Annotated in this window: 14 protein-coding genes and 1 riboswitch; of the genes, 8 read left to right on the top strand and 6 right to left on the bottom strand. The window is 71.0% G+C overall.

Annotated elements, in window-relative coordinates:
• The 3 genes from ACFU7D_RS24840 to ACFU7D_RS24830 all read left to right on the top strand — a co-directional run.
• Window positions 1-563 (top strand): nucleosidase (locus ACFU7D_RS24840; RefSeq protein WP_378872367.1); only part of this gene is annotated, 563 nt, incomplete at its 5' end.
• A gap of 70 nt (window positions 564-633) precedes the next feature.
• Window positions 634-966 (top strand): hypothetical protein, encoded by a 333-nt coding sequence (locus ACFU7D_RS24835; protein WP_378726816.1) that lies wholly within the window; start codon window positions 634-636, stop codon window positions 964-966.
• 75 nt (window positions 967-1,041) lie between these two features.
• Window positions 1,042-1,971: a patatin-like phospholipase family protein gene (locus ACFU7D_RS24830; protein ID WP_378872365.1), complete on the top strand. Its 930-nt coding sequence runs from the start codon at window positions 1,042-1,044 to the stop codon at window positions 1,969-1,971.
• Between the two features lie 10 nt (window positions 1,972-1,981).
• On the opposite strand, the gene galK is transcribed toward ACFU7D_RS24830, so the two are convergent.
• The 4 genes from galK to ACFU7D_RS24810 all read right to left on the bottom strand — a co-directional run bounded on the left by galK (window position 1,982) and on the right by ACFU7D_RS24810 (window position 6,416).
• Entirely contained in the window at window positions 1,982-3,142 is a 1,161-nt protein-coding gene (galK, locus tag ACFU7D_RS24825; RefSeq protein WP_378872362.1) for a galactokinase, read from the bottom strand.
• 45 nt (window positions 3,143-3,187) lie between these two features.
• Window positions 3,188-4,042 (bottom strand): hypothetical protein, encoded by an 855-nt coding sequence (locus ACFU7D_RS24820; RefSeq protein WP_378872360.1) that lies wholly within the window; start codon window positions 4,040-4,042, stop codon window positions 3,188-3,190.
• Window positions 4,029-5,711, bottom strand: a complete 1,683-nt coding sequence (locus tag ACFU7D_RS24815; RefSeq protein ID WP_378872357.1) for a VWA domain-containing protein — start codon at window positions 5,709-5,711, stop codon at window positions 4,029-4,031. The genes ACFU7D_RS24820 and ACFU7D_RS24815 overlap by 14 nt, the downstream gene beginning before the upstream one ends.
• A 129-nt stretch (window positions 5,712-5,840) precedes the next feature.
• Entirely contained in the window at window positions 5,841-6,416 is a 576-nt protein-coding gene (locus tag ACFU7D_RS24810) for a LysR family substrate-binding domain-containing protein (protein ID WP_378872354.1), read from the bottom strand.
• A 104-nt stretch (window positions 6,417-6,520) separates the two neighbouring features.
• A riboswitch (guanidine-III (ykkC-III) riboswitch) is annotated at window positions 6,521-6,584 on the top strand.
• Between the two features lie 11 nt (window positions 6,585-6,595).
• Here ACFU7D_RS24810 and ACFU7D_RS24805 point away from each other — a divergent pair.
• Together ACFU7D_RS24805 and ACFU7D_RS24800 are read left to right on the top strand one after the other, a co-directional pair.
• Entirely contained in the window at window positions 6,596-6,910 is a 315-nt protein-coding gene (locus ACFU7D_RS24805; protein WP_378726804.1) for a DMT family transporter, read from the top strand.
• 108 nt (window positions 6,911-7,018) lie between these two features.
• On the top strand, window positions 7,019-7,702 hold the full coding sequence (locus tag ACFU7D_RS24800) for a TetR/AcrR family transcriptional regulator (RefSeq protein ID WP_378726802.1): 684 nt from the start codon (window positions 7,019-7,021) through the stop codon (window positions 7,700-7,702).
• 10 nt (window positions 7,703-7,712) lie between these two features.
• Here the strand turns inward: ACFU7D_RS24800 and ACFU7D_RS24795 are convergent, their stop codons facing one another.
• On the bottom strand, window positions 7,713-8,624 hold the full coding sequence (locus ACFU7D_RS24795; protein WP_378872351.1) for a cation diffusion facilitator family transporter: 912 nt from the start codon (window positions 8,622-8,624) through the stop codon (window positions 7,713-7,715).
• Between the two features lie 58 nt (window positions 8,625-8,682).
• Between ACFU7D_RS24795 and ACFU7D_RS24790 the strand changes: the two genes are divergently transcribed.
• The 3 genes from ACFU7D_RS24790 to ACFU7D_RS24780 all read left to right on the top strand — a co-directional run bounded on the left by ACFU7D_RS24790 (window position 8,683) and on the right by ACFU7D_RS24780 (window position 11,306).
• Window positions 8,683-9,474: an isocitrate lyase/phosphoenolpyruvate mutase family protein gene (locus tag ACFU7D_RS24790; RefSeq protein WP_378872348.1), complete on the top strand. Its 792-nt coding sequence runs from the start codon at window positions 8,683-8,685 to the stop codon at window positions 9,472-9,474.
• A gap of 8 nt (window positions 9,475-9,482) precedes the next feature.
• Window positions 9,483-10,247, top strand: a complete 765-nt coding sequence (locus ACFU7D_RS24785; protein WP_378872346.1) for an MOSC domain-containing protein — start codon at window positions 9,483-9,485, stop codon at window positions 10,245-10,247.
• An 84-nt stretch (window positions 10,248-10,331) separates the two neighbouring features.
• Window positions 10,332-11,306, top strand: coding sequence for a lipid kinase (locus tag ACFU7D_RS24780; protein WP_378726848.1), 975 nt, complete (start codon window positions 10,332-10,334; stop codon window positions 11,304-11,306).
• An 8-nt stretch (window positions 11,307-11,314) separates the two neighbouring features.
• Here the strand turns inward: ACFU7D_RS24780 and ACFU7D_RS24775 are convergent, their stop codons facing one another.
• A complete protein-coding gene (locus ACFU7D_RS24775) occupies window positions 11,315-12,208 on the bottom strand; it encodes an SMP-30/gluconolactonase/LRE family protein (RefSeq protein ID WP_378872344.1) in 894 nt (297 codons plus the stop codon).
• Window positions 12,209-12,386: the final 178 nt, after the last annotated feature.

Below are 12,386 nucleotides of genomic sequence, written 5' to 3'. Positions count from 1 at the left end.
GGGTGACGGTAGGGTCACCGGCCGTGAGCGTACTCGTGGTGTCGGCGACCAAGGCCGAGGTGGCCCATGTTCCTTCCGGACTCAAGGTGGTGATCACCGGGATGGGGAAGGTGGCGTCCGCCTCAGCCGTCTCGCGGGTGCTGGCTGCCGACAAGACCATCCGGCAGGTCGTCAACATCGGTTCGTGCGGTGCGCTGCGTGACGGTCACACCGGGATCTACGAGGTCGGGACCGTGCTGAACCACGACTTCTCCTCCGCCGCCATCCGGGCGCTGGGCCACCAGGTCGAGGACGCGCTGGAGGTCGGGGAGTCGGACATCGTCTGTGCCACCGGTGACCTCTTCGTCACCGACACGGCCGTACGCGCCGAGCTCGCCCGCCGCGCCCACCTGGTCGACATGGAGGCCTTCGCCGTCGCCTGGGCTGCCCGGGAGGCCGGAGTCCCCGCGCGCATCGTCAAGCACGTCTCGGACAACGCCGACGAAAGCGCCCTCGACTGGGCGAACGTCGTCGACCGCTCCGCCCGCGAGCTGGCGGACTGGCTGTCCGCTCACGTTCTGTGAAACCGCATCCCTGCCCGGTCGGTGGTGGGAGCATGAGTCCCACTCTGTCGACCCGACGGAAGGGATGCTCATGATCGTTCGCTACTGGCGGGGCTGGACCACTCCCGCGAACGCTGATGCGTACTTCAAGGTGCTCACCGAGCAGGTGATCCCGGGGATCGCCGCGCGCGCCATCCCGGGGGTGGAGGGACCGGTCGTCCTGCGGCGGGACCTCGGGGACGAGGTCGAGTTCGCGACGGTGATGACCTTCGCCGACGAGGACGGGGTCGCCGCGTTCGGCGGCGCGGACGGTGCGGCGGTCGTGCCCGCGGCGGCTCGCGAGGTGCTGTCGCGGTTCGACGAGTTCTCGGCGCACTACGAGGTGGCCGCAGGGACCGCGGCCGTCGCCCGACCGAGCATGTGACGTGCGCCCCTGCCGGGGCGTGTCGAAGCGACCCGATGCGAGGACCTACTCCTCGGTAGCATCACAATCCTCGGTGTGGACGCAACGCAATCGGGAGTGGTCGAGCTGCTCCGGTCCCGCCTCGGCGGGCACGGCGGGAACAAGGATGACGGGGCGACGCTGGCTCTCGTGATCGAGGGTGGCGGGATGCGAGGGATGCTGTCGGCGACCATGGCCGCGGTGCTCGCCGACCAGGGCGTCGTGGACGCGGTCGACCTGGTGGTCGGCACCTCCGCCGGTGCCGCCAACGCGACCGCGGTCGCGGCCGGGACCATCGGCGCATTCAGCGAGTCGTACGCCTCGGTCTTCGCCTCGCCCGAATACATCGGCGCCGGGCGGATGCTGCGGCGCAAGTCGATGGTGGACACCCGCGGGATCACCGCCCGCTCGGCGGAGCTGTTCGAGTGGTCGCTCGCGCTGCGTGAGGCGGCGCCCCGGCTGGCGGCGGTGGCCACCGACGTGATGACCGCGAAGGCGGTCCCGCTCACCGACTTCACCGGTCCCACCGACCTCACCGACTCGGTGATCGCCTCGAGCCAGCTGCCCCTGGCCGGCGGTCTCCCGGTGACCGTACGCGGCCGCCGCTGGCTCGACGGCGGGCTGGTCGAAGCGGTCCCGGTCGCCTCGGCGGCGGCGCTCGGGGCGACGCACGCGATCGTGCTGGTCACCCGGCCCTTCGGGACGGCGCCCGCCTACGGGCCGGCCGACCGGGTCATCGAGCGCTACCTGCACCGGGTGAACCCCGAGCTCGGCGGCCTCTATCGGGGCCGACCGGAGCGCTACCGCAGCACGGTCGCCCAGATGCGGGCCGGGAGCTACGCCGGTGTGAGCACGCTGACGTTCGCGCCCGACGCGGACGACCCGATCCCCGGTCGCACCGAGACCGACGTCGATCTGCTGCGAGTGGCGCGTGAGGCGGCTGCCGCCACCGCGACCCGGATGCTGGCGCAGGCGGGGCTGGCCTGAGGCAGCGCGCTCAGGCCACCGTCTCGGTGAACATCGCCCCGGCCGACGGCGTGGCGATCAGGTGCCCCGGGGCGCCGTAGCCCGCCTCGGCGAAGGCCTTGTCGATGGCCGCGCTGACCGTCTCGACGGCGTCGGTGGGGAGGATCGAGACGATCGAACCGCCGAAGCCGCCACCGGTCATCCGCGCCCCGTCGGCACCGGCGTCGACCGCGGTCGCGACGGCCAGGTCGAGCTCGGGGACGGAGATCTCGAAGTCGTCGCGCATCGAGGCGTGCGAGGTGGCGAAGAGGTCACCGATCGCGACCCAGTCACCGCCACCCAGCGCGGTCACGGTCGGCTCGACGCGGGCGATCTCGGTGACGATGTGGCGCGCCCGACGGCGTACGACCTCGTCGCCGAGGGACTCGACCTGGCCCAGGGTGGCCTCGCGCAGCGAGCGCAGCCCGAGATCCGCGGCAGCCTTCTCGCACTGGGCACGCCGGGAGGCGTAGCCGCCGTCGGTCAGCTGGTGCTTGACCCGGGTGTCGGTGACCAGGATCGTGCGCTCGCCCAGCGCCAGCGGGACGTTGCGGTGCGCACCGGAGTCGAAGTCGATCAGCAGGGCACCGCCGGCCTCGGCGAAAACGGCGACCGACTGGTCCATTCCGCCGGTCGGCGCCTTGGCAACCTCGGTCTCGGCCCTGATCCCGGCCGCGACGACCGCCCGCTGCAGGTCCTCGTCGAGAGCCCGGCCGGCGACACCCAGCGCCGCCACCGCGGTGGCGCACTCGACCGACGCCGAGGAGGACAGGCCGGCGCCGAGCGGGACCGAGGACTCCAGGTGCATGTCCAGGCCGCCGTTGACGAGGCCGGCCTCGCGCAGCGTCCAGAGCACCCCCGCGACGTACGCGGCCCAGCCCTCGATCTGCGGTCCGAGCTCGTCGATGTGGCCGGTGAACGGCTCCGGCTCCTGGGCGGATGCGATCCGGATGACGCCGTCGGTGCGCGGCGCGGCCGCCGCGTAGGTGGCGTGGGGGAGGGCGACCGGCAGCACCAGGCCGGCGTTGTAGTCGGTGTGCTCGCCGATCAGGTTGACCCGTCCCGGCGCCCTCCCGACCACCGTGGCCTCGGCGCCGAAGGTGGTGCGGAGCGCCTCGGTCGCGCGGGCGGTGAGATCGGTCGATTCGAGCATGGTGCAAAGTCTGCCGGGTGTGCGCGGCCCGCGACGACTCGGGTCTCAGTAGACCGCGATCACCCGGACCGTCGCGGTCCGTCCGGTGACGTCGAGGTTGCGCAGCACGCCGACCACGACCACGTTGTCGCGGTGCTCGAGCTCGTCGAAGTCCTCCTGCTTCCCGCGGCTGCCGACGTGCATGGTGATGGTGAGCCCGTGGCTCTTCTGCTCGAGGGTCCCGGTGTTGTCGCGCCCCTCGCCGACCGGGGCAGGGACCTCGAGCACCGCCTGGCGCAGGTCGGGGCCGGCGACGTTGAACTGGAGGAACTGGTCGTCGGTGTCAGTCCGGGCGACGAGGCCGGCGACACGGTTCAGCTCGGCGTCGGGCTCGTGCAGCAGCCCCCTGACCTGCAGCGCGGCCAGTACGTCCCCGACCAGGGTCTCCCTGGTGGGCTGCGCCTCCTCGGTGTACTTCTTGGCGAGCTCGCGGGCCTGCCTGGTCACCGCCTTGACCGGCGGGACGTCGATCCCGGCCTCGACACCGCCCGACGAGGTCCTGACGATCTCGCGGAGGCGGGACCCGACCTTGCCCCGGAAGAGTTGGGCGTGGAGCATCGCGATCCGGGTCTCGGAGAGGAAGTAGTAGGTGTGGATCGGCCGGCCCTCGGGGCCACGGGGCGGGCGTGGCTCCGGATCGTCCCCGGAGGCCCGCGAGCCGCGCGCGAGCGACCCGACGGCGCCGAGCACGAGCGACCCGGCGGCGCCGAGCACGAGCGACCCGGCGGCGCCGACCGCCCATCCCCACGCACCGGTGGCGACGGCCGCACCGGCCAGCGGGACCGCGGCTACCGCCCCGGCACTGGTCCAGCCGGAGTTGATGATCCTGGTGAGGATCGAAGCGGGCTTACTGGTAGTCACGGATCTCCTGGAAGATCTTGCGTAGGTCGGCGGCGTCCTCGGCCACCACGTCACGGCCGCCGGTGTGCTCGGCGAAGCCGACCAGCTGCTCGATGCTGGCCTCGTCGGAGGTGGCGGCGTCGCCGACGAGCACCACGTAGAGCGGCACCCCGAGATCGCGGTAGGCCGCCTCGTACTTCTTGCTGAGCTGGGCGTAGGACTGCCCGCCGTTCTGCTCGCCGTCCGTCATCAGCACGATCGAGGTGGTGGCGCCCTCCTCGGGGGAGGCTTTGATGCCGGCGTAGGCGGCGTCGATCGCGTCGTAGTAGGCGGTGCCGCCGTCGCCGCTCAGCTCGCCGACCCGGTCGATGAGGTCGCCGAGCGCCTCGTCGCGCTCCGGCTGGTCGGCGACCACGACGGAGCCGAGGGGCCGGGCCTCGTCGGCGTAGGTGTAGACCGTGAGCCGCTCACCCTTGCGGAAACGCTTGAACTGGCCGCTGATCGACGTGTCATCGCCGGCCAGACCCTCGAAGGCCCGCCGCAGCTGGTTCATCTTGATCTCGTCCATCGAGGCGGAGGTGTCGAGCAGATAGGTCGTCCGGGTCTTGGGTGCGAACTCGTCGAAGTAGGTGAAGATCAGCTCGTCGATGGTGCCGAGGTCGTCGGGGAGCGGGAGCGTCTTGACGTCGTTGTCGGGCACGCCGGGGGAGGGCTCCACGCCCGTGCGACCCGGTCGGCGCCCGCTCGCCTCGCTCAGTTCCTCCTGCACCTGTGCCGTACGCAGCCAGGCGACCGCCGTCTCGTACGCCTTCTGCTTCCCGGCGTCGATGAGCGTGACCGGGTAGGTGGCCTCGGTGGTGCCGTCGCTGGGGTAGACGATGTCGAGATCCTCGACCTGCTCTGCGAGCGCGAGCAGCTCGGACTCGTAGTTGAAGATCGCGTCGTAGGCCGTCGGGTTCTCGCCGAACATGTCCGAGAGCCACCCCGAGCTGGCCGCCCGGCCGAGCTGACCGCTGAAGAGCTGGCGCACGTCCTCCTGGACCACGTCGACGTCCTCGCTCTGCAGCGGCGGCTCGGCGTCGAAGGCGGTGGCCACGCCGGCCAGCGTGGACAGGCCGGAGTTGGAGGAGGCCGGGCTGGTCATCAGGAACCCGAGCTCGCCATCGGCGGAGCGGCGGGCGATCTCCTCCCAGGAGACCGGGGTGTCATCGGTCCAGCCGAGCCGGGTGGCGACGTCGTGGTGTACGCCGAGCACCACCGGTGAGCGCATGATCGGGTCGGAGGAGGTCAGGTCGTCGGTGCCTTTGGCCGCCAGCGCCAGCCGCAGGTAGTCGTCGGAGGCGAACCAGGCGGCGTCGTAGCGGTCGGGATCGGCCACGATCGCGTCGACGGCCTCGAGGGTGCCGATGAACTCCGGCTCGAGGTCGACGTTGGTCTCCTCCTTCAGCCGCTTCACCAGCTTGCTCGGCTTGCAGTGGACCGGTGTGCCGGTCGACTCCTCGGCCCTGCTGGTGCCGCCGGCGCAGAGGATGTCGTCGAGCTCGGAGCCGGCCGCGATCCTCAGGGTCACCGGATCGGCCAGCTTGTCGGTCCCGGCGCCTCCCGGGAGCACGTTCGCGATCAGGAACCAGCCGAGCAGGGCCAGCCCCAGACCGCCTGCGAGGACGGTCGTCCACCCCGTGCGGTTCACCCGTAGCGCCTGCCTTCTCGTCTTGATCGGGCAGAGTCTAGGGACGCACGCGGAGCGTGCTGACCGGAATGAGAGCGGCGCAGCCAGATGTCGCCGGCCGTTCACCCGGCATTTGCCGGAGCCGGAGCCTCAGCCGCGAGAGGAGTTCCGCGAGCGGCCGCGGACGATGCCGATGAAGGTCTGCACCCGCTCGTCGTCGTTGTCGATCAGCCAGGCCAGGCCGACGGTGGTGGGCTCGATGCCGGTGACCGGCCGGAAGACGGCGTCCTTGCGGTGGTAGAGCCGGGCGATCGACATCGGCACGATCGCGATCCCGGTGCCGGCCGCGACCGTCTCGACGGCATCCTTCTCACTCATCGGCGGCCACGACATCTGCTCGGCGCTCGGTGTCCAACCCCCGCGTTCGGGGATGACCAGCTGCTCCTCGGCGAGATCGTCGAGGGTGACCTCCTCGAGCAGCGAGAGCAGGTGCTCGTGGCCCATCACCGCGACCGGCTGCTCCTCGTACAGCGGGATGCAGTGGAGGCCGTCGCGGTCCACGGGGAGGCGTAGGAGACACATGTCGAGCTCGCCCTCGCGCAGCAGCCGCTCCTGGTCCTCCTCGGTGACCGGGACCAGCTCGAGCCGCTCACGGCTGCGGTCTCGCCAGGTCCGGGCCCATTTGTCGGGGGTGGCTCCGGTGACGAAGCCGACGGTGAAGGTCACCTGCGCATCCTCCCATCATTCGCCCCTGAATCCCGTGCTGAAGAACGCAGCGTTCCTTGTTGCCGGGAAGTTTCTATCGTGTGACAGGTTTGCTAAGGTCGAAGACGTCAGCCGAGACCGGCTGCCGGACGAGGGAGCCGTACCCGGAGGCGCGACAAGACGGCCGTCTGGAGTGGGTCATGTCCTGGCTTTTTCTTGTTGTATCAGGTGTCCTCGAGGCCGTGTGGGCACTTGCCCTGGGTCGCACCGAGGGATTCTCGCGGCTGGTCCCCTCGATCGTCTTCGGCGTCGCCCTGATCGGCTCTCTGGTGGGCCTCGCGATGGCCATGCGCACCCTGCCGATCGGCACCGCCTACGCGGTCTGGGTCGGCATCGGTGCCGCGCTCACCGTCGGCTACTCGATGGTGGCGGGGGAGGAGGCGATCAGCCCTGTCCGCGTCCTGCTGATCGTCGCGCTCGTCGGCTGTGTCGTCGGGCTCAAGCTCACGCACTGACGGGTTTGGGGGCGGACACGTCCTCTGGCGCTTGACTCTTTCGATATGAGTGCGAAACTTACCCTCTCCGATGTTATCTATCGCACGACAGAAAAAGGCGATGCCACGGTGTCACAGATCTCGCCGCGCCCGGGTCGCGGCCGTCCACGGCTGCTCCCCGGAAAGATTGCGGCGAACCCCCGAGATCAGATCCTCGCTGCCGCTGCCGAGCTCTTCGTGAGCCGCGGCTATGCCGGCACCACCACCCGCGAGATCGCGGACGGTGCCGGGCTGAGGCAGGCCTCCATCTACTACCACTTCGGCAGCAAGGAGGAGATCCTCGCGGTGCTGCTCGAGCGCTCGGTCCAGGACCGGGTCGAGCAGGCCGGGAAGATCGAGGCCGGGATGGGGTCGGTCGAGCCCGACGTCGGCCTCTACGCGCTCGCCGTCAGCGACATGAGCGCGCTGGTCGCCATGCCCTACAACATCGGCATGCTCTACCGCCTGCCCGACGTCATCGCCTCGCCCGTCTACGACCGCTACGGCCATCTCCGCGGTGACCTCGTCGCCGGCTACGGCCGGGCCGCGCAGCGCGCCGCGGGCGAGCGGGTCTCGGCGGCGAGCGGCGAACCCGGCCTCGGCGAGCTGGTCGTGCAGATGGTCGAGAGCGTGGTCAGCCTCCGCCGCGAGGACCGGGTCGGCAGCACGACCGTCGCCACCATCGCCGCGGCCTGTCTGCGGCTGTGCGGGGTCGCCGAGGACGCGATCGAGCAGGCCCGCGAGGCGGCCCTCACCGCGCTCGCTCGCGCCTGATCCTCAGCCCTCAGTGCATCCCCGGCTCGTGGGCCAGGTGCGTCTCGGGCTCGAGCTGGAAGGTGGAGTGCTCGACGTCGAAGTGACCGGCCAGGCAGGCCTGGACCCGGTCGAGGACCTTCGGTGCGCTGCCGTCGACGAAGCATTCCGGGCGCAGGGTCAGGTGTGCCGAGACCGCGGGCAGGCCCGAGGTGACCGTCCAGGCATGCAGGTCGTGCACCTCGACCACATGGTCGACGTCGAGCAGGTGCCGGCGCAGGTCGTCGACGTCGACCTCCGCCGGCGCCCCCTCGAGCAGGATCCGGCCGCTGTCGCGGAGCAGGCAGACACCTGCGTACGTCATCAGGGCGACGACCACGAGCGAGGCCACCGGGTCGGCGCGGGTCCAGCCGGTGAGCAGGATGACGATGGCGGCGACCAGGGTGCCGATGAAGCCGTAGAGGTCGGAGAGGACGTGCTGGTAGGCGCCCTCGACGTTGAGGGAGGTGCGGTTGGCGTGTGCCATCAGGGCGGCCGCGAGGATGTTGACGGCGCAGCCGACGAGCGCGACCACGAACATCGGCCAGCCTTCGGCGTCGGGCGGGTCGATCAGGCGCCGGATCGCCTCCACGGCGACGACCGCGGCGAAGACGAGCAGGGTGATGCCGTTGAGTGCGGCGGAGAGGATCTCGGCCCGCTTCCAGCCGTAGGTCCACTGGCCGTGCGCCGGCCGTGCGGCCAGCCGCATCGCCCACAGCGCCGCCGCGATCGCCCCGACATCGGTCAGCATGTGGCCGGCGTCGGCGAGCAGCGCGAGCGAGTCGGCGAGGATCGCGACCGTCACCTCGCCGATCAGGAACACACCCAGGAGCGACATCGCGGCGATGAGGTAACGCCGGTCCGCCGCGGGTGAGATGTGGTCGTGATCGTGGCCCATGTTCATCGATCCTAGGCCGGAAATCCGGTTCTCGGCCGCGCCGTCCCGTGGCAGGGTGACCGGCATGTCGCTCGCCGAGAACTTCCTGTCGCTGCACCTGCCCGGACGCCCGCTGCTGATGCCGAACGCCTGGGACGCGGGCTCAGCCAAGGTCCTGGCCTCGCTGGGCTTCCCGGCCCTGGCCACGACCAGCAGCGGCTACGCCGCGACCCTCGGGCGCCTCGACGGCCAGGTCACCCGCGACGAGGTGATCGCGCACGCCACCGCGCTGGTCGAGGCGGTCGATGTGCCCGTCTCCGCCGACCTGGAGGCGGGCTTCGCGGGCACCACGACCGAGGTGGAGGAGACGTTCCGGCTCGCCGTGGCCGCCGGTCTGGCGGGCGGGTCCATCGAGGACTACGCCGGGATCGAGAAGGACACCATCTACTCCGTCGAGGAAGCCGCCGAGCGGGTGGCCGCCGCGGCCGGCGCCGCCGGCGACGGCTTCGTCCTCACCGCTCGCGCCGAGAACCACATCCGCGGCCGCGACGATCTGGACGACACGATCGCCCGCCTCCAGGCCTATCAGGAGGCCGGCGCCGATGTGCTCTTCGCGCCCGGAGTCATCGCCGTCGAGGACGTACGCCGCCTGGTCGGCGCCGTCGACCGCCCGGTCAACGTCCTGCTGCTGCCGGGCGGCCCATCGGTCCCGGAGCTGGCCGAGGCCGGCGCGGCGCGCATCTCGGTCGGCGGCGCGTTCGCCTTCGCTGCCCTCGGCGCGGTCAAGCGGGCAGCGGAAGAGCTTCTCGGCGCCGGCACGACGAACTACTCGGAGCTGGCGGCCGAGGGTGCCAAGGCGTTTCGCAACGCTGGTTGACTGGCACCGTGATCGATGAGCTGAGGGTCGTCCGGGCGGGGTTCGCGCCGATCAAGGGGACCAGGCACCTGCCCCACGACCGAGCGGTGCTCGACGCCCAGGGCGTCGTGGGAGACCGGGGCCTCGCGCTGGTGGCGGTCGACGAGACCGACCCGGCCCGCGGGCGGGTGCTGCGGACCGTGCAGCACCCCTCGCTGGTCGCGGTGCGGGCAGAGGTGACCGGCGACGACCGGCTCGAGGTCGAGCTGCCCGACAAGGAGTCCGTCACGGCGGCGCCGGTCGCGACGGGCGAGCGGCTCACCTGCGACTACTGGGGCCGGGAGGTCGAGCTGGAGCTGCTCGGCGGCCCGCACGCGGAGCTGTTCTCGAGGTGGCTCGACCGGCCCGTGCGGCTGGCCCGTGCCCGACGCGGTGACGTCGTCTTCGCCGGCGCGGTGTCGGTGGTGACCACGGCGTCGCTGCGCGACCTCGCCCGGCAGGCGGGTCAGGACGCCTTGGATGTGGCGCGGTTCCGGCCGAACCTGGTGGTCGAGACCGATGAGCCCTATGCCGAGGACACCTGGCTCGGACGGGAGATCCGGGTCGGCGGGGCGACGCTCCGGATCGGTGTGCCCATCCCGCGCTGCGCCGTGATCGACATCCATCCGGAGACGGGGGAGCGGGACGTACGGCTGCTGAAGACGCTCGCCTCGCACCGCCCGCTCAACCGGGCCGGCGAGCCGGCGTTCGGGGTCTTCGCCGAGGTGGTCACGTCCGGCGTCGTCGGCGGGTAGTCCGCCGGTAGCCGGCCGCACAGGCAACGCACAGGAACACGCCAGCGCGGACTCAGGTGGAGTGCGTACGCTCCTAGGGTGGATATGCAATCGCTGTTGTCGCGCGACTCCGTGAAGGTCGCCCTCGTCGTCAACGCCGGCTCCCGCCGGGGAGCGGACGCGCTGGATTCCGTGGAGGAGAAGCTTCGGTCCGCCGGGATCGAGGAAGTCCGTTCCTATGCAGTCCACTCGGGGGAGGAGCTGGAGGCCGCGCTGGACGAGGTGGCCGCCGAGAAGCCGGACCTGTTGGTCATCGGCGGCGGTGACGGGTCGGTGAGCGCCGCCGCCGGCCGCGTCGCCAACACCGATGTCGTGCTCGCCGTCATCCCGCTCGGCACCGCCAACGACTTCGCCCGCACGCTCGAGCTGGAGCTCGAGCCGGAGGCTGCGATCCAGCAGTTGCTCGAGGGCAAGGTCATCAATGTCGATGTCGGCAGGGCAAACGGCCACGCCTATCTCAACGTGGCCTCCTTCGGTCTTTCCGTCGCGGTGACCGAGGCGCTGAGCCCGGGGATGAAGAAGCTGATCGGACCCGCGGCCTACCCGGTGGCGACACTGAAGGCCTACCGCGATCACACCCCCTTCACCGCACGGCTGGAGTTCCCGGAGGGCGACCACGAGACGGTCGAGTTCGAGGACCTGCTCCAGGTCGCCGTCGGGAACGGCCGCCACTACGGCGGCGGCAACACCGTCTCGCCCAATGCCTCGGTCGACGACGACCTCCTCGATGTCTACGCGATCATGCGAGGCAAGCTGAGCGACCACGTCTCCATCGCCCGGCTGCTGAAAAGCGGCCATTTCGTCGAGCACGAGCAGGTGCATCACGTGACCACCCAGGCCGTGCGGATCACCACCGACGAGCCGATGCCGGTCAACCTCGACGGCGAGATCCTCACCGAGACGCCGGCCCACTTCACGCTCGAGAGCAATGCCCTCCACGTCGCCGTACCGATGCGTAGTCGCGCCGGCCGCCTCGACGGCCCGCCGCCGGACGCCAGCGACGAGCGGGCCGAGGCGTAGACCGGACCCTAGGGGCGCCCGGCCCTCGGCACGTCGACCCGGATGGCCAGCAGCCGTGCCTCCGTGTTGGCCTTGCGCTGATCCTCGAAGAAGTCGGGCGCGGCGCAGGCGTACAGCGTCTTCCCGTCGCTCCCACCCAGCATGCACGCGAAGACGCCGCCGCCCGGCTCGATCTGCTCGAGGATCTCGCCGCCCTCGGCGACCCTGACCAGCCTGCCGAAGACCCCGTCGGCGGTCCACACGGCGCCCTCGGCGTCCAGACAGCAGCCGTCGGGCGCGAGCACGGCATCGCCCATCGCCTCCGCGAAGGCGGTGTGCGTGGTGAGCTCACCGAACTTCGCCCACGTACGCCGGTTGCTCAGCGACCCGTCCTCCGCGATGTCGAAGGCGCTGATCCGGTTGCCGCAGGTCTCGTCGACGATGAGGGTGCCGTCGTCGGTGATCACGCTGCCGTTGGGGAACCACATGTCGTCGGCCACCTCGGTCACCGTCCCGTCCGGGTCGACGCGCAGCAGCACCGTCGGCGCCACGTCGGCGCCGGCCATGATGTCGAAGCCGAAGTTCCCGACGTACGCCCTGCCCTGCTCGTCCACCACCATGTCGTTGAGGTGGTGGCTGACATGGCTGCTGAGGTCGGCATGGGTCACCAGCGATCCGTCCGTCTCACGTCGCAGGATCCGGCGATCGCGCATCGAGACGACCAGGAGGTGGCCGTCGGGGAGCCAGCCCAGCCCCGACGGCTGCCCCGGCACGTCCGCCTCGACCCGGAGATCGGACCCGTCCTCCTGGGCCGAGTAGACCTTGTGGGAGTAGAAGTCCACGAACCAGATCCGGTCCTCGTGCCAGCGCGGGCACTCCAGGAAGTGCAGGTCCTTCACAACGGTGGTGATCTCTCGGGCCATGTCTGTGCTCCTCGGGTCGTCGTCGACTGCCCCCATCATGCCGAGAAGTCAGGTACGTCGGGCGAGAAGTCACTGACGTCGGGGCGGGATACCCCCAGGGGGCATTAAAGGCCGCGGGGGGGTGGTGTAGGCGAAACAACGGACCCCCCGGCCCGCCGGTGGGCGGGGAGGGCGCCCG

Origin of the sequence: Nocardioides sp. NPDC057577, assembly GCF_042801335.1 — a bacterium.
In the GTDB taxonomy this organism is placed as follows: Bacteria; Actinomycetota; Actinomycetes; order Propionibacteriales; family Nocardioidaceae; genus Nocardioides.
The sequence above is the reverse complement of the archived record's forward strand: the minus strand, read 5'-3'. Positions and strand labels throughout refer to the sequence as shown.

Coding starts and splice junctions, on each gene's coding strand:
- ACFU7D_RS24835 (WP_378726816.1), top strand. CDS start 634: ATGATCGTTCGCTACTGGCGGGGCTGGACCACTCCCGCGAACGCTGAT.
- galK (WP_378872362.1), bottom strand. CDS start 3,142: ATGCTCGAATCGACCGATCTCACCGCCCGCGCGACCGAGGCGCTCCGC.
- ACFU7D_RS24805 (WP_378726804.1), top strand. CDS start 6,596: ATGTCCTGGCTTTTTCTTGTTGTATCAGGTGTCCTCGAGGCCGTGTGG.
- ACFU7D_RS24795 (WP_378872351.1), bottom strand. CDS start 8,624: ATGAACATGGGCCACGATCACGACCACATCTCACCCGCGGCGGACCGG.
- ACFU7D_RS24790 (WP_378872348.1), top strand. CDS start 8,683: ATGTCGCTCGCCGAGAACTTCCTGTCGCTGCACCTGCCCGGACGCCCG.
- ACFU7D_RS24780 (WP_378726848.1), top strand. CDS start 10,332: ATGCAATCGCTGTTGTCGCGCGACTCCGTGAAGGTCGCCCTCGTCGTC.
- ACFU7D_RS24775 (WP_378872344.1), bottom strand. CDS start 12,208: ATGGCCCGAGAGATCACCACCGTTGTGAAGGACCTGCACTTCCTGGAG.